The organism is Portibacter marinus (genome assembly GCF_021533195.1).
In the GTDB taxonomy this organism is placed as follows: domain Bacteria; phylum Bacteroidota; class Bacteroidia; order Chitinophagales; family Saprospiraceae; genus Portibacter; species Portibacter marinus.
In genome coordinates, this window is record NZ_JAJNKB010000005.1 from 265,198 (window position 1) to 281,416 (window position 16,219).

Annotated in this window: 15 protein-coding genes; 10 read left to right on the forward strand and 5 right to left on the reverse strand. The window is 37.8% G+C overall.

Annotated elements, in window-relative coordinates:
* Positions 1-123 precede the first annotated feature (123 nt).
* Positions 124-1,128: a glutamine synthetase beta-grasp domain-containing protein gene (locus tag L2567_RS13805; RefSeq protein ID WP_235298380.1), complete on the forward strand. Its 1,005-nt coding sequence runs from the start codon at positions 124-126 to the stop codon at positions 1,126-1,128.
* A 57-nt stretch (positions 1,129-1,185) separates the two neighbouring features.
* Here the strand turns inward: L2567_RS13805 and L2567_RS13810 are convergent, their stop codons facing one another.
* Positions 1,186-1,398: a hypothetical protein gene (locus L2567_RS13810; RefSeq protein ID WP_235298381.1), complete on the reverse strand. Its 213-nt coding sequence runs from the start codon at positions 1,396-1,398 to the stop codon at positions 1,186-1,188.
* Positions 1,399-1,832: 434 nt separating this feature from the next.
* Here L2567_RS13810 and L2567_RS13815 point away from each other — a divergent pair, with 434 nt between their 5' ends.
* The 7 genes from L2567_RS13815 (at position 1,833) to L2567_RS13845 (ending at position 9,653) form a co-directional block, all read left to right on the forward strand.
* Complete coding sequence (locus L2567_RS13815) at positions 1,833-2,651, forward strand: hydroxymethylglutaryl-CoA lyase (RefSeq protein WP_262913177.1); 819 nt, start codon at positions 1,833-1,835, stop codon at positions 2,649-2,651.
* Positions 2,652-2,759: 108 nt separating this feature from the next.
* A complete protein-coding gene (locus L2567_RS13820; protein WP_235298383.1) occupies positions 2,760-3,284 on the forward strand; it encodes an RNA polymerase sigma-70 factor in 525 nt (174 codons plus the stop codon).
* Entirely contained in the window at positions 3,271-4,227 is a 957-nt protein-coding gene (locus tag L2567_RS13825) for a FecR family protein (protein WP_235298384.1), read from the forward strand. The genes L2567_RS13820 and L2567_RS13825 overlap by 14 nt, the downstream gene beginning before the upstream one ends.
* 11 nt (positions 4,228-4,238) lie before the next feature.
* Positions 4,239-6,887 (forward strand): TonB-dependent receptor, encoded by a 2,649-nt coding sequence (locus tag L2567_RS13830; protein ID WP_235298385.1) that lies wholly within the window; start codon positions 4,239-4,241, stop codon positions 6,885-6,887.
* A gap of 76 nt (positions 6,888-6,963) precedes the next feature.
* Complete coding sequence (locus tag L2567_RS13835) at positions 6,964-7,914, forward strand: FecR family protein (protein WP_235298386.1); 951 nt, start codon at positions 6,964-6,966, stop codon at positions 7,912-7,914.
* A gap of 87 nt (positions 7,915-8,001) precedes the next feature.
* Positions 8,002-8,901, forward strand: a complete 900-nt coding sequence (locus L2567_RS13840; RefSeq protein ID WP_235298387.1) for a DUF4249 family protein — start codon at positions 8,002-8,004, stop codon at positions 8,899-8,901.
* 302 nt (positions 8,902-9,203) lie between these two features.
* On the forward strand, positions 9,204-9,653 hold the full coding sequence (locus tag L2567_RS13845) for a GNAT family N-acetyltransferase (protein WP_235298388.1): 450 nt from the start codon (positions 9,204-9,206) through the stop codon (positions 9,651-9,653).
* Here the strand turns inward: L2567_RS13845 and L2567_RS13850 are convergent.
* Both L2567_RS13850 and L2567_RS13855 read right to left on the reverse strand, forming a co-directional pair.
* Positions 9,639-10,979, reverse strand: coding sequence for a cytochrome-c peroxidase (locus tag L2567_RS13850; protein WP_235298389.1), 1,341 nt, complete (start codon positions 10,977-10,979; stop codon positions 9,639-9,641). The two genes, L2567_RS13845 and L2567_RS13850, sit on opposite strands and share 15 nt — an antisense overlap.
* Positions 10,980-11,111: 132 nt before the next feature.
* Positions 11,112-12,938 carry a sodium:solute symporter family protein gene (locus tag L2567_RS13855; RefSeq protein WP_235298390.1) on the reverse strand — a complete coding sequence of 609 codons (1,827 nt, stop codon included), beginning with the start codon at positions 12,936-12,938 and terminating at the stop codon, positions 11,112-11,114.
* A 110-nt stretch (positions 12,939-13,048) separates the two neighbouring features.
* Between L2567_RS13855 and L2567_RS13860 the strand changes: the two genes are divergently transcribed.
* The gene (locus L2567_RS13860; RefSeq protein ID WP_235298391.1) at positions 13,049-13,954 is read left to right on the forward strand and encodes a nucleotidyltransferase family protein; all 906 of its coding nucleotides are present in this window, start codon (positions 13,049-13,051) and stop codon (positions 13,952-13,954) included.
* The gene (locus L2567_RS13865; protein ID WP_235298392.1) at positions 13,955-15,220 is read left to right on the forward strand and encodes an aspartate kinase; all 1,266 of its coding nucleotides are present in this window, start codon (positions 13,955-13,957) and stop codon (positions 15,218-15,220) included.
* Positions 15,221-15,267: 47 nt separating this feature from the next.
* Here the strand turns inward: L2567_RS13865 and L2567_RS13870 are convergent, their stop codons facing one another.
* Positions 15,268-15,795: a hypothetical protein gene (locus tag L2567_RS13870; RefSeq protein ID WP_235298393.1), complete on the reverse strand. Its 528-nt coding sequence runs from the start codon at positions 15,793-15,795 to the stop codon at positions 15,268-15,270.
* A 93-nt stretch (positions 15,796-15,888) separates the two neighbouring features.
* Entirely contained in the window at positions 15,889-16,206 is a 318-nt protein-coding gene (locus L2567_RS13875) for a tellurite resistance TerB family protein (protein WP_235298394.1), read from the reverse strand.
* Between the last annotated feature and the right edge of the window lie 13 nt (positions 16,207-16,219).

Below are 16,219 nucleotides of genomic sequence, written 5' to 3' on the forward strand. Positions count from 1 at the left end.
AATGATTAATGCGTGTGTATATCACTTAGAGATAACAATAAAGGCTAAATGCTGCTTTGAATTGGCACACCTTATGATATTTTTGCATGCATTGAATTTTAATTACAAAACTAATATTAAGCGATGTCAAAAGTTAAATTAGAGTACATATGGCTGGATGGTAGCCAACCAATGCAAGGATTGAGAAGCAAAACGAAGATTATGGATTCGGGCTTTTCAGGCAAATTGAAAGATTGTCCTAATTGGTCATTCGATGGTTCTTCTACTCAGCAGGCTGAAGGTAATTCTTCAGATTGTGTTCTGAAGCCTGTATTCATTTGTCCTGATGCTGATAGAAAAAATGCTTTTCTGGTGATGTGTGAGGTTTTGAATGCTGATGGAACACCACATGAGTCTAACGGGCGAGCTACTGTACAAGATAAAAGTGATGAATTTTGGTTTGGATTTGAACAAGAATATACCATATGGAACCCAGAAACGGATTTGCCGGTAGGATTTCCTGCCAATGGATATCCTGCACCTCAAGGCCCTTATTACTGTGGAGTCGGCACAGGCAATGCTGTCGGAAGAGAACTTGTAGAGGAGCATTTAGATCTATGTCTTGAGGCTGGTCTGAATGTAGAAGGGATTAACGCTGAAGTAATGTGTGGTCAATGGGAATTTCAGATCTTTGCAAAAGGAGCTGAGTCTGCAGGGGATCAGATCTGGGTGGCAAGATACTTACTAGAAAGAACAGCTGAGAAATATGGTTTAAGCATCAATTGGGAATGTAAGCCTGTCAAAGGAGATTGGAATGGATCTGGAATGCACGCTAATTTTTCAAATTCGGAGTTACGTACAGCCAATTCAAAAGAAAAGTTTTATGAAATATGTGAGAAATTCAGAGATGTTGTCGATGAGCATATCGCGGTATATGGGCATGACAACGATCAACGGCTGACAGGATTACATGAAACAGCTGCAATCACCGATTTTTCATACGGTGTTTCAGACAGAGGAGCCTCTATTAGAATTCCGCTGTATACAGTAGAACATGATTGGAGTGGTTACCTGGAAGACCGTAGACCAAATTCTGCGGCAGATCCTTATAAGGTGGCTGCCAGAATAATAAAAACTGTTAGCAGTTAAGATACAGATACGTTAATTAATACTCCAGGGTCTGAAAATTCATTTTCGGACCCTTTTTTATTTTGAAACAGCAGTCGAGGTTCTTGTAACATAAATAATGATCAATCCTGCAACGATCATAACTATTCTAATCAAGAAACCCAACAATGCACCCAGATTGTCGATGAATTTCAGATAACTTAATTGTAATCCCAGTCCCATCAGAATCAATGATAGAAAACCAATGATTAATAAGGTAAAACCGAGAATGGTAAATAGCGCTTTCTTCATGTATCAGATTTCGTCCGTAAAGATATTAAATAAACAGAAGATAGAACTTTTCGTTTACCTCAAGCATGAAATAGTTAAGCTTTTATCTAGTGATTTAAAATACCATTAAAAACTTAAAACATCTCTTGCAACCATCAATTATGTGGTAAAAATTCAATAACTAATGCAAATCAGTATTTTATAGGGTTCCAATAGGGGAAGAATAGCAGATAATGTGTCATTTATACAATAACTGAAAAACACAACCCTTTTGACCCCGGCCGTAGGACTCATACCCTGAGTATTTGTCTGAACACTTTTTAAACCTGGATGTACCCATTCAGGTTTTTTTATTTTAGATTGCTGTTCACTTAAGATTTTCAGTGCTTATTTCGTTACTTTGAAAGTAAAGCGAATATCTGGTGTACAAGATTATAGAATGTCCAAGAGATGCAATGCAGGGTATACATGAGTACATTCCTGTAGAAAAGAAAGCAGCATATATTAACCAGCTGCTCAAAGTTGGATATGATACTATTGACTTTGGGAGTTTCGTTTCTCCTAAGGCCATCCCTCAAATGAGAGACACCGCTCAAGTATTGTCGCAACTAGATTTGGATAAAAACAGGTCGAAATTACTTGCAATTGTAGCTAATGAAAGAGGGGCCAGAGATGCTTGTGACTTTGAACAGATCAACTACTTGGGCTACCCCTTTTCGATTTCTGAAACGTTTCAGAAAAGAAACACCAATAGCAGTATTGAGGAATCACTGGTACGCGTTGATAAAATACAGGAATTAGCTGTTTTGTATGGAAAGTCTCTTGTGATATATATTTCGATGGGTTTTGGTAATCCATATGGGGATCCCTGGAATGTTGAAATTTGTCAAAAGTGGGTGGATATCCTGGCTGATATGGGCATTAGAACTATAGCTTTGTCGGATACTATTGGCGTTGCAAATCCAAATAGTATTACCTACTTATTTTCTAATTTGATTCCTCCATATCCGGATGTAGAGTTTGGTGCACATTTGCATACGCAGGTTCATAATTGGCGAGAAAAATTAGAAGCAGCATATTCAGCAGGGTGCAAGAGATTTGATTCAGCAATTAAAGGGTTTGGCGGGTGTCCAATGGCTAAGGATGATCTGACAGGTAATATGGCGACGGAAAATGTACTCTATTTCTTTGAGTCAAAGAAAGAGCAGTTAAATCTGAATATGACAGAATTTGAAAAGGCGCTTAAAATGTCTTCGAAGATATTTCCGTTATAAAATATATTGTGTTGTATATGCCTTAAATTAATGGAGAGATTTCATAGCGAAGTGATCTGATATTAATTTTAATTAACTATGATGTGAGTCGTGCAAATAGGATGAGAATTGTTATTTCAGTCGAAAGAAGAGTATAAGCAGGTTTTTGAGGAGTATTATAATCCTCTGTGTAATTTTGCCTACAAGTATGTGAACAACTCAGATACAGCAGAAGATGTTGTCCAGGAGGTTTTTGTGCAAATGTGGCAAAAAAGAGAAAAGATTAAATTGACCAGTGGCATTAAAAGCTATTTATTTCAGTCTACCAGAAATAAGGCCATTGAACTGATAAGGAGAAATAAGCTGCAAGCAGCCTACGTAGATGAAGAGATTCAGAAGGCTGAAACCACTTATGAACTAGAAGATGAGTCCGAAAATTATCTTCTCAAAGAACAATTATTTAAGTCTATCCGACAATTACCTCCCAAATGTCAAAAAATATTTGTGTTAAGCAAGATGAATGGCTTAACTTACGGTGAAATTGCCGAAGAGCTTGATCTCTCCGTGAAGACAGTGGAAAATCAAATAGGCAGAGGATTAAAGTTATTGAGAGAAAAGCTAACTAAAATGAGATCGGACAATGAGAATACATAACCTAATTGCACGCTTTCTTGTGAATAAAACGACAAAGGAAGAATGGAACGCACTTGAGACCTGGAAGCAAGAATCCCAGGATAATCTGAATGAACTTCTGGAAATGCAATCGATTTGGAATGACTCGATTGATTTGAAAGACTATAAAGAATTTGATAAGAATAACGCCTGGGATCTTATTAACTCTCAGATTGAAGAGCAATCACCTCAAGAAACTCCTAAGAAATCTTATAAAATTTTACAATTGAAATGGGCAGCGGGAATCGCAGCTACCATCGCAATCATACTATTCTCAATATTCACGCTGGACGTTGGAACAATTGATGGTTACAATCATATCACAGCTGATGGATTAATTGAAAGTTTTACTTTGCCAGACGGTTCAGATATCTATATTAACCGCAACTCTGCTGTGGATTATGCCACAAATTTTGCTGATAATCGAAGTATCATCCTTGACGGTGAAGCATATTTTGATGTGGCCAGAGATGAAGAAAGTCCTTTTACCATTGTAACTGATGAAGCTGAAGTAACTGTTTTGGGAACCAGTTTTAACATTGAGGAGCACGACGGAAAAGTGGATATTTATGTGACTTCAGGTAAAGTGAAGGTTGTTTCAGGTGAAAATGAAGTAATCCTTTCTAAAAATGAAATGGTTAGCTGCAGCAATGGTAGAATAGAGCAGATAGCTGTACCAAGCGGAAATTATCTTAGTTGGAAATCCAACAAACTTATATTTGAAGAAACGCCTCTACACAAAGTAGTACAGGACCTCAGTCGTCATTATCATACCAGGTTAGTTTTCTCAGGAGGTTCAAAGGCGATGAATCAACAAGTTACTGATATATTTGAAGGTGAAGATTTCGAAAGTGTGCTGGAAACACTTGTTTTGATCACCGGAATTAAGTATAATAGAGAAGGAAATACTTACATTATTCAGTAACGCTACACTTAATGAGGAATATTCTTCGAATTGCCTGTGCTATATTAAGCGCGGTGCTGTTACAGGTGCCTTCTGTAGCCCAAAAAGATATCCTCGACCGCAAAGTGACTCTCACCATTGAGCAGGGTGAACTTAAACAAATCTTCGAAAATCTAGAAAAAAACAATGATGTGGTGGTGAGCTATAGCTCAAGTATTGTAGATATTTCTGCTCGCAAAACACTAGATACGACTACTTATATCTGTTCAGAGTTGTTTTCGCTTTTACTGGAAGAGCAACCTGTAAGAGCAATTTCCAGAGGGGCAAAAATTCTGATTATACCAGATCCAAGTAAGAATATCACCTTTAATCGACTCCGACCCAGAAACTTTTTTACCATTAATGGATATGTGAAAGATGCAGAAACAGGTGAAATACTGATAGGTGCTTCAGTCTATAATCCGGTTACCAATAGAGGAACCATTACCAACGAATTTGGTTATTACAGTTTTACCATGCCGCAAGGTTCTCAAACCATTAACTATTCCTTTGTTGGATATTCACCCGTATCCAGAACGTTTAAAGTCAATAAGCGGCTTCGAGCAGATATCTATCTGAAATCTGACTATGAAATTGAGGAAATCATCGTTATTGATCAGGACAGTTCTATGATTTGGCGTGGTAGAGAGAAAATTTCACTGGATGAAATAAGGGATTTACCTGCAGTTTTTGGTGAAGTAGATGTTATAAAGTCTATTTCGTTGTTGCCAGGTATTCAATCAGGAAATGAAGCACAGGGAGGTCTGCTGGTGAGGGGAGGAAGCCCTGATCAAAACTTGATCATGCTGGATGGAATACCACTTTATGAAGTAAACCATCTTTTTGGATTGGTCTCCATGTTCAATGAAGATGCGATTAACAATGTTAATTTATATAAAAGTGATTTTTCTGCTAAGTACGGAGGCCGGCTTTCTTCGGTGGTAGATATTCAATTAAAAGATGGAAACTATAAGAATTTTGGCGGTTCTGCAACCTTAGGTGTCCTGGGAGGAAAGCTTAATGTGGAAGGTCCGATTCAAAAAGAGAAATCTTCGTTCAATGTTGCAGGCAGAACTTCATGGATAGGAGGCCTTGTTGGACCCACGGTCAATAATTTTCTGGAAGTAGAAGGGACAAGGTTTAATTATTACGATTTTAATGTAAAAATTAAACGGGAGTTTCAGACGAGTAATTCATTGACCTTCAGTGCCTACCATGGGAGAGATAATATTTCTTTCATCGATAATTCAAGAAAAATTGGAGATTTTAATTTAAGCACCAATAATCAATTGAGCTGGGGCACGGATGTAGCTTCTATGCGCTGGTCCAGACTGATTGGGCCTAAGGTTTTTGCCAACTTAACCATGGGATTTGTTAATTACAATTACTTGTATAATGTACAACATGATTTGGCAAATATGGTAGATCCATCGATTGAGGATCAGAGGCTAAACGTTGCTTCTACCAGTAGAATACTGGATAGGATTGTTAAGCTTGATTTTGATTATTTCAGGTCCAATAAGTTAGATATTAAATATGGACTGGGTTATACTTTACATACTTACAACCCATCTGTTAAGCAAGCGAGTCGGTTTCTTGGCAGTAGCATCCAAGAAATTTTTCCAGATATTATTGCGACCAATACTGCTGAATTTACGGCCTACGGTGAAAGTTATTATAGACCTTTTGCTAATTTAAGTATTCATACAGGGTTGCATTTTGCGACTTACGTATTAAAAGATAAAACTTATAGGTCACTTCAGCCAAGACTTTCCGTAAATCTGGGATTACCCTGGCAAGGATTCCTGGGAATATCATACTCAAGAATGAATCAGTTCATTCACCTTTTGGGCAATCCGGGATTGGGATTGCCTGTCGATTTGTGGGTTCCCAGCACGACAGAATTAGCTCCCGAAATTTCAGATCAGTTTTCTTTGGGCTATAATATGGATGTTTTTGAAAATTACCGAGTCAGTACCTCTGTTTACTATAAGACCTTTAAGAACCTAATAGAATTTAGATCGGCTTATGATCTATTTAATCCGGTTGTCAACAACCTATCACAGCAACCCGTTTTTGAAGAATCCAGGGATTGGGAATCAAGGGTTGATTCAGGGACGGGCCTGGCGTACGGGTGGGAAGCACAGATAAAGAGGCGCGAGGGTAGATGGACAGGTAGTGTATCGTATACCTATGGTCGTTCTATCAGAACTTTTCAAGAAATAAACAGAGGAGAGGCTTTTCCATATCGATATGACCGAAAACATGATGTTAGTGTAACTTCCGTCTTTCATATCAACCCTAGGGTAAGTCTTGGCGCTCTTTGGATTTATGGTACAGGTAATGCGATCACACTGCCGTTAGAAGGATTTCTGGATGACAATGGCAATGAAATTTTGAATTACCAGACCAGGAATAATTTCCGACTACCTCCTTATCACCGTTTCGACATAAGCCTTAATTACGACCGGGAATTCGGAAATTATAAATTCAGCTCGTCTATTGGCGCTTACAATCTGTATAATCGGCAAAATCCATACTATGTTTATCTATTCCAAAACCCCAACACTGATGAATATTCTCTGCGACAGATCAGTATTTTTCCCATTTTACCATATATAAATGTAAAGTTGAAGATATAGACTCTTCTTTTTCAGGACTAATTTGGGGGTTTATATGAATGAATTCGTCATATAAAGCGAATGATAGAATTAAAATATGAGCAACTCAAATGAAAAGGCTTTCATCCTCATTGATAAGTTTCATTCGGGTCAGGCTTCGCAGGAAGAATTGAATTCCTTAGATGATTGGAAAAGATCATCGTCAGGTAATGTGAAACTTTTCGAAGAGCTGATCCGACTATTAGAAATAATCAATAATTTAAAAGATTGGAGAACTTTTGACAATAAAAAGGCCTGGCATAAATTTCAGTCTGAGATTGGAAGTAAAGGGCTAAGGATCACTCGACAGATCATGGCAGCCGCAGCGATTTTCATTTTTGTGTTGGCCGCGACACTTTGGAATTTTGTTGGGAATGGCGTGGGCAACAGTGCCTCTTATTTGTCCGGAAATGAATTTAAATTTTCAGTGTTAAATGATGGAAGTGAATTGTTTCTGAGTCAAGATGCGAAAATCTATACTACTAATTTCAAGGCAGATTCAAGATTTCTTAGAACCGAGGGAAGTTACTTTGTCAATGTGGCTCATAATACAGAGGCACCATTTACCTTAGAAACGGAAAGAGTGTCTTTGAAAGTTTTAGGAACATCATTTAAAGTGAGTGAAAATAATGATGAAACAATTATTAAAGTCAGAGATGGTAAGGTTCTGATTACCAACTATGATGGTGCAACATATACGGTAGAGAAGGGAAGGCAGATTCTAATCAATGACGATTATGATGTATCTATTAGCAATATAGCAGATGAAGACTGGGGACTATTTGCAAAATCATATGAAGATGAGTCGCTATTTAATGTTTTGAATGATTTAGCAACCGAATATGGAAATCTGAAAATTGCACCCTCTTCCATTGATTTATCGTGTAGACTCACTACAAAAATTCAAAATTCTACGGTATTGGAGATTTTACAAGAATTAGACTTGCTGTTCAATGTAGAGTATTCAGTGAGTGCCGGTATCATCACTGTTCATAAAATTACTTGTTAAATAAAATCGTGTAAAATAATTTATTGCTGGTAAGTGTTAATTAAATGACTTAAATTTGAGTTGTTCATATTTCACTAACTACTAGCAATGAATAAAGCCTTAAATTTTAAGAAGGTGTGTCTATTTTTGCTTTGTGCTATTTCCATGGTCACATGCACGAAGGATTTTAATTTTGCTAGTAATGAAATTGAGCCTAAACTAATCATCAATTGTACCTTCAACGTTAACAAGCGATTCAATGTCAAATTGAAGACGAGTCGGAACATTCTGGACCCCAACAGTAAGAATGAATCTGTATCTGATGCTTATGTTGCCATAAAGGATGGAGAAGGAAAATTGATAGAAGTACTTACTGAAAGTAACCGATTAGGAATTTACAAATCCTCCTCAAAGTTGACTGCCTTTCCCGGGCGACGATACAGCCTGGAAGTTACACATCCCAATTGGCCTGAAACTGTTTTCACAGCTACCAGCTCTGTTCCTTTATTAGGTAATGATTCTGTTTTGGATACCAATACTATTCTGCTTTCTGATGGTCCGGCTATGGAAATTTCAGCACTTATCGATGACGGTATGGATATGGGGGAGAAATATATTTTCCAAATTGAATTGCCTAATGGCGAGCTGGCACCTTTATCCGGATATGGTTCTGATGTTCAGGTATATGGAGACAGGAATGTTGCAAGGAGGCTTTTTATACAAGATGAAAACTTTAACGGACAGAAGAAATCGCTCGATTTTTTGAGCAAGAAGAGCCTTGATGAAGCAAATGGAAATCAAACCTCTGTTATTAGAATGGTGAATGCAAGTCCTGAGTTATATGAATACTACAAAAGTTTAGAGGAATACAATTTAGCACAATCGTCTATAGGATCTGCCAACACTTCTGCAGTGAGGGTCTATTCTAATATCAAGCAATCTGGGATTAACAAAGGATTTGGAATCTTTGCCGGATATAACTCTAAATATTTAGAAGTTAAAAGATAGTGATCGGCTCAAGAGTTGTTAGATAGTGATCGGCTCTAGATTTGTTAAAGTAGTCCAAAAAAAAGGGTTAGAACTCTCCAGCTCTAACCCACTTACGAAAAAACTCTCACTACTTATATTTTCAAGTCAAAATGACTTCTATTTTGCATTTTATATATCCATAACGAGAATATACGGCCTATATTTTCTAAAATTACAACTTTATTTTATAAAAATCCAGTGATACAGGTTTTCACAATATAAATTAATATTTCCTTAACAGTGTTCGATTCATCAGTACGCTCAAAAAAAGATATAAGAGTATGAGAGAGGTCAATTTTGAAACTTATGAATTTGCTACTCCATTGTATGCTCTGAGTGTTGCACTAAGAGACCAGATTCTACGTGCACCTTTGGGTATTGTGTTTGAAGAAGAAGAACTAAGCGAGGAATATGCGCATATTCACCTTGGGGGTTTCACTGAAGAGGGAAGACTCTGCGCTTGTATGGTATTGGTACCACTTTCAGATAAAGTGGTTAAAATGCGACAAGTTGCGGTTGTAGAAGATTTACAATCCCAGGGATTAGGTTCAAAAATGGTTCAATATGCTGAAAACTACCTGACTCACTTAGGTTACGATATAATAGAGTTAAATGCAAGGGATAATGTGGTCGAGTTTTACAAAAAATTAGGATATAAAGTAGTCGGAGATCAATTTGTTGAAGTAGGAATTCCGCATTTTAAAATGAAGAAGAACCTAATTACACCCTAAATCCATTCGTGACTGGAAATCTGCATTCGGAAAGCAATTTCCAGAGAAGATGTGATCTGGATAATACCTTTCTAAAGACGGATCTCTTAAAGATCTTTCCAAAAATAAGGTTAATTGATCAATCTCCTCATCAGTTAAGTTCAAAGGCTTAAATAGTGGTGAGATTTGCTCATCAGGCACATTTGGGTTTTCTGGAATAGCATCATTGAAATATTTTACCAGTTCTTCCAAATCAGTATAACTTGCTCCATGAAAATAGAAAGGAGTATCTGACAAATTATAAAGTTGGGGAACTTTAAATTTATAATTGTCTTCTGCTAACTGCGTGTATCCACCTCGCCCAAGGTTTCTTTTGTCTTCTGCCGAAGTACCAAAAGAGGGTTGCTGATACATATCTTTAACTCCCAGAGCGTGATATTCTAACGAGCTTAATCCAGGAGACTTATGACAGTTGATACATCCTGCTTTGTCAAAAAATAATATCGCCCCTTTCTTTTCATCCGTACTCATTGCAAAATGATCCCCTTTTAGCCATTTCTGAAATGGAGCCTCATTTGGAAATATGGTTCTGATGTATGCAGACAATGCCAGAGCAGCTGTAGTATTTGAATATCTTATATCCCCTTCATATTCCGGAAATGAAGCATCAAACAATTCTGTGTATCCTAACTCCTCAGCAATGCTTTTATCGATAAATAAACGATGAATCTTCATTCCTTCGAAATTCTGAGCTTCTAATCCGTGAAATCCTTCTAGATTTCCATGAAATGCTTCATCTTGCTCCCATAAATGCTCCTGTCCAGCATTTGTAGCAGTTGATCCAAAGGAACCGTTCCACATAGAGTTTTCTGCATAGGCAACGTTGATCATACTTAGAGGTCTGGCTCCCTGCACATCCATTTGTTCTTCAGCGTAATTGATGTTTCGAACCCTTTCTTCACCGAAAATTCCAAATCCAACACCTCCATCTGCAATACCTTGTGCTTTTCCAGGCTTAAATCCAGCCTCAGGAATATGACAAGTAGCACATGAGTAAGTACCAATTCCTTCCTCATTTAAGGCATCCTTTGCAATACCAGTTTCATAAAAAAGGAGATTACCTAATTCGACTTTGGATACGGTAAGAGGGTTTTTAGGATCTTGTGGTATATTGTTCAGGTCATCACGATTGGGGGTGATGAAGAAATCTGATTTACGATTGGGCGAAACTTCAGAAAGAAGTTCCTTCAATTCATAGTCCAAATCAGGTATAGGCGTCATCTGATCTTTGACACAAGACTGAAGGGTTATTACAAGTACAAAAGCAGACGTTAAGAAATGCTTCATGGAAGTAATTATTCGGTTATGGAACGATCAAATATATTAAATAATTTTCTTATATATTTAATTCTCCAGGTTTTAATTTGCTCTACAAATGTATTAAAGTAAACTCAGAAAGTCTATACATGTTCGAATAATTTAAAACTTTAATCGTTTCCAGGCATACTGTAAAAATAGGATTCCTAGCACAGAAACAACTCCTAGAATAATGGACAATGTGATTTGACCGTAGATCCAATTTCCTACACAAAACAACAAGGCATATACGGATACAAATCCTACCACAACGCATGTCAATTCAAGCGGAAGATTACCATTTTCCGTAGGCATCGGTATATTTTTAGTGGCTGCGTAGGCTTTAACTTTATCCCAACCAGGGCCGCCAGGTCTTATTTTTTGATAGAAATCAATAAGTGTGGCCATTTTTGTGGATCTGGTAAAGTAGACTGACAAGATCCAGACGATAGTAGTAATAATGGTACCTACGATAAGAGTCTGCCAGCCTTCCAGCCCATGATTGATAACTACGTCCTCAGGTGAAATACCCACCTCGGCATTCAATCGTGAGAAATAAGGATTAATGAAACTAAAGTAGGCAGCTACAATCAGGGAAACAATCATGGCAATGATTTCAGTCATCGCATTGATTCTCCACCAAAACCATCTCAATAGGTAGATCAGACCAGTCCCTGCGCCAAGCAATAAAAGTAAATTGAAAGCCCCTGAAGCGTCGGTAAGTAAAAGTCCAAAACCAAGACCTAAAATAGCAGAACCTACTGTAAATATTCTGGCCCACATGATCTTCTCTTTTTCAGTGGCTTCTGGTTTGATGAATCGCTGATAAAAATCATTGACAAGGTAAGAGGATCCCAGGTTCATTTGTGTAGACATGGTAGACATAAAAGCTGCAATAAGCGATGCTGCAACAAGGCCCAGGAGACCCGAAGGAAGTTTGGTCAACATAGCAGGGTAACCCGTATCGTGTCCGAGCTTACCTTCTGAAATCGTAGGAAAGACCTCCTGAATGTCACTTAATTCCGGAAAAATGATGAGTGAAGCCAACGCGATTAGAATCCACGGCCATGGTCGGAGCGCATAGTGTGCAATATTAAAAATCAACGTTGCACCTATGGCATTTTTTTCATCTTTCGCTGAAAACATTCGCTGGGCAATATATCCTCCACCTCCAGGTTCAGACCCGGGATAATAAGATGCCCACCATTGAACAGCAAGTGGAACAATCAACACCGGTACATATATCGATGGATCTGAGAAATCAGGAAAGATTCTGATCTTGTCGACTACATTGGCATGCGTAATTAACTCAGACACCCCTCCGATTTCAGGAAGATTGACAATATAAATACAAGCCCAAATCGCCCCAATCATCGCAAGGATAAATTGAACAAAATCTGTAATAACGACAGCTTTAAGTCCTCCAAGCGTACTATATAATATCGTGATAGATCCAGCAATCAAAAGAGTTTCCCAACCAGGCCAGCCTAGTATAATCTCACCGAATTTAACAGCTGCAAGTGAAACAGCACCCATCACCACCACATTAAATATCAAACCAAGATAGAGTGCTCTGAAACCTCTGAGAAAGGCTGCTGCCTTTCCGCTGTACCTCAACTCGTAAAACTCTATATCTGTTAAAACCATTGACCTTCTCCACAACTTAGCATAGACAAAAACAGTCAACATACCCGTAATCAGTAGACACCACCAGCCCCAATTTCCCGATACTCCGTTCTGTCGGACCAGATCAGTAACAAGATTAGGAGTATCAGCTGAAAATGTAGTAGCCACCATTGAAATGCCCAATAACCACCATGGCATATTTCGACCACTTAAGAAAAATTCAGAAACATTGGCTCCAGCTTTGCGCGATACCATAAGACCGATCGCCAGGACAAATACAAAATATATAGCTACGATCGTCCAGTCTAATCCTGATAAAGTCATCTAATTCGTTTTGTTGTTAAATCTTAGAAGTCTTGATGGAGTGATTTTAAATCAATGATCAATTTAAGAATTTTTTTAATTTATTATCTTGCGCACCTAAATTAAAGTCAATGAAAAAAAAAACATTACTGGTTTTAGCAGCTGGCATGGGAAGCAGATACGGAGGTCTAAAGCAAATGGATGCCTTTGGGCCAAATGGTGAGACGATTATAGATTACTCTATTTATGATGCGATAGAAGCAGGTTTTAATAAGGTTATTTTTATCATACGGGAACATTTTAGAAGCGAATTCAAAGAGGTTTTTGATGGAAAATTCAGTGATAAAGTAGCTTTAGAATATGTTGCACAGGAATTGGATGACATACCAGAGGGCATCGCAGTACATCCAGAAAGGGAAAAACCCTGGGGAACCATGCACGCTGTTCTCGTTGCTCAGAACCAAATTAAAGAGCCATTTTGTGTTATCAACGGTGATGACTACTACGGTAAAGAAGCTTTTAAAATCGCGGCCCAGTTTTTTGAAAGTGCACCAGATGAAGACACTTATGCAGTAATCAGTTACCTGCTTGAGAATACACTTTCCGAACATGGAACAGTTAATAGAGGAGTATGTAATGTCGATCAGAATGGAAATCTAATTGATATCAAAGAATGCGTAAAAATTGGAGTTCATAGCAACGGTAAAGTAGCTTATCCTGAAGAAAATGGGATGACTGAATTATCTCCCGATACCCTTGTTTCCATGAATCTTTTTGCCTTTCAGCCCTCTATTTTCGAATATACCAATCAATTATTTGCAGAATTTTTAAAAGAACGCGGCCAGGAACTAAAGTCTGAGTTTTATATACCATCTGCGCTCGATACATTGATTAAAAAAGGCACCATTAGCGTGAAAATTTTAAAGTCAGAATCCATTTGGTTCGGAGTTACTTATAAGGAGGATAAACCTGTGGTGGTTGAAAAATTGAATAATTTAATAGAGCAGGGTGTATATCCTGCTAATCTTTGGGGTTAAATGGTAGTCTATAAATTTGGTGGAGCATCAGTAGCCGATGCTCAGAATATTAAAAATGTTGCAGCCATTATTAAGGCTTATTCATCAGGTCCATTAGTCGTCGTCATTTCCGCTATGGGTAAGACTACTAACGCCTTAGAGGAAATATTGAGAGCTACCAGAAATAATGAAAATAAAAGCGAATTAGTCACTCAGTTAAGAACTTGTCACGAGGAGATTCTTACAAATCTCTATGGCTCCAGTAAGCAAAATCAGCAGTTATCGAGATTATTAGACCAACTTGAGGAAAATCTTGTGAAATTTCAAGACATGCCTTATGATATGGCTTATGATCAGGTGGTTTCATTCGGTGAACTCATTTCAACAACTATCATTTCAGAATATTTGAATGAGATCGGTATCACCAATGAATTAATCGATGCAAGAGAGATTATTCGTACTGATGACACTTATCGCGAAGGAATCATTGATTGGAAAACCACCGAAAAACATGTCAAGAAGACTCTTGCAGACAAAAACTTAGTCATTACACAAGGATTTATCGGAGGGACTAACGATGGACTTACCACTACTTTAGGGCGTGAAGGCTCAGATTTCACCGCAGCTATCCTTAGCTTTTGTTTGGATGCTGAGTATATGGCGATTTGGAAAGATGTGCCCGGCATCCTGACCGCTGATCCCAGACTTTTTGAAAATGTTGCAAAAATAGACCGGTTGTCCTACAAAGAAGCCATTGAGATGACCTACTATGGAGCTAAAGTTATCCATCCGAAGACGATCAAGCCCATTCAGAATAAGAACATACCACTGTGGGTTAAGTCTTTTAAACACCCAGAAGCAGAAGGTACCTTAATCAGTGGAGAAATCGAATTGACTTATCCACCCATGATCGTTGTGGAGCCTAATCAGGCGTTGATACATATCTCAACCAAAGATTTTTCCTTTGTTGGTGAAGAACATTTAAGTAAACTATTTAAAAAATTTAATGATCACAGAGTGCGCATAAATATGATGCGAAACACAGCCATCAGTTTTTCTGTTTGTACCAACGATATAAAAGAACGTATCGAGCATTTGATTCAAGATGTTCAACACGAATTTAATATTGTAATAGATCATGGATTAGAGTTAATCACATTAAGGCATTATACAGAGGACCTTATTACCAGCTTGAGGAAAGGGAAAATAGTGCTTTTCGAAGAAAGGCTACGCCAGACGATTCAGATCGTCGTGAAAGATGTGCCTGACATGATTAGAAAAAAGTAGGCTGCTGGTTGTTCATTAAGCAGCCTACTTCCAACTTATTATCTAAACTAAAATCTGTAACCCAATCTGCATTTTATTCCATTGAATAAATCGACACCACCTCCAAACTTACTGACTCTCTCTGGCTGATCGTCTACTACGTAACTTTCATAAATGCCAACATGGGGTCGGGACTCAAATCCGAGCAATAACTTTTTAGTTAAGTGTATTTGTACTCCAACGGGAAACCCCAGATCCACATCATAAGCGGCGAAATTGTTATCGATTCGGTCGTAATCAAAGTGGATTCCTGGTTCTAAACCATAAACCAATCTAGATCTCAAAAGAAGGTTCTTTTGTTTTTCTAAACCCAGTCTAAATCCGCTTTCACCGTCTCTAAGTCCCAGATCAGTGATCCCCATTCTTATCCAATTTTTCCTGCTGATCTTGGCTTTATACTGAAGACTTGTAGGTCCAAAACGAAATGGTTTGACACCAACATTGATCTCATTGGATCCTCCTTTCCAATTGTCTTGTGCTTGGATTGCTACGAATCCGAAAGCAAGAAATAAAAATAAAGCTATTGTCTTTTTCATAATATTGATTTTCACTAGAGACGAAAAACCAACGAAGTAAGTATCAATGCAAGGGTCAGCTTAGCGCTTTTTTAACAAAATCGTTAAGAAAACTTAAATGATTTTAGATAACCTGTCCCACATCTTTTTTTCTTGATCTGAAAAGACTTTATCGGAATAAAAAAGTTGTCGAACCATGTGTCTGAGTTCTTGTTTTTGATCAGAAGTAGGGTAGTAGACACCTTCGTACTCCTTGATTTTGCGAAGTCTATCGTCTTCGGTGTCTAAAGAAAACTCAGCCATTATTCGATGAAAACTTTCATTGCTTACTTTTTCAAGAATGAGCTGTCGTTCTTCAGGAGAAAATTCTCCGTCAGCATAGGACGCATAAATGAGTAAATAAGCTATAAATTCTTCCTGATTCCAATTCATGACTTGTTTTTTA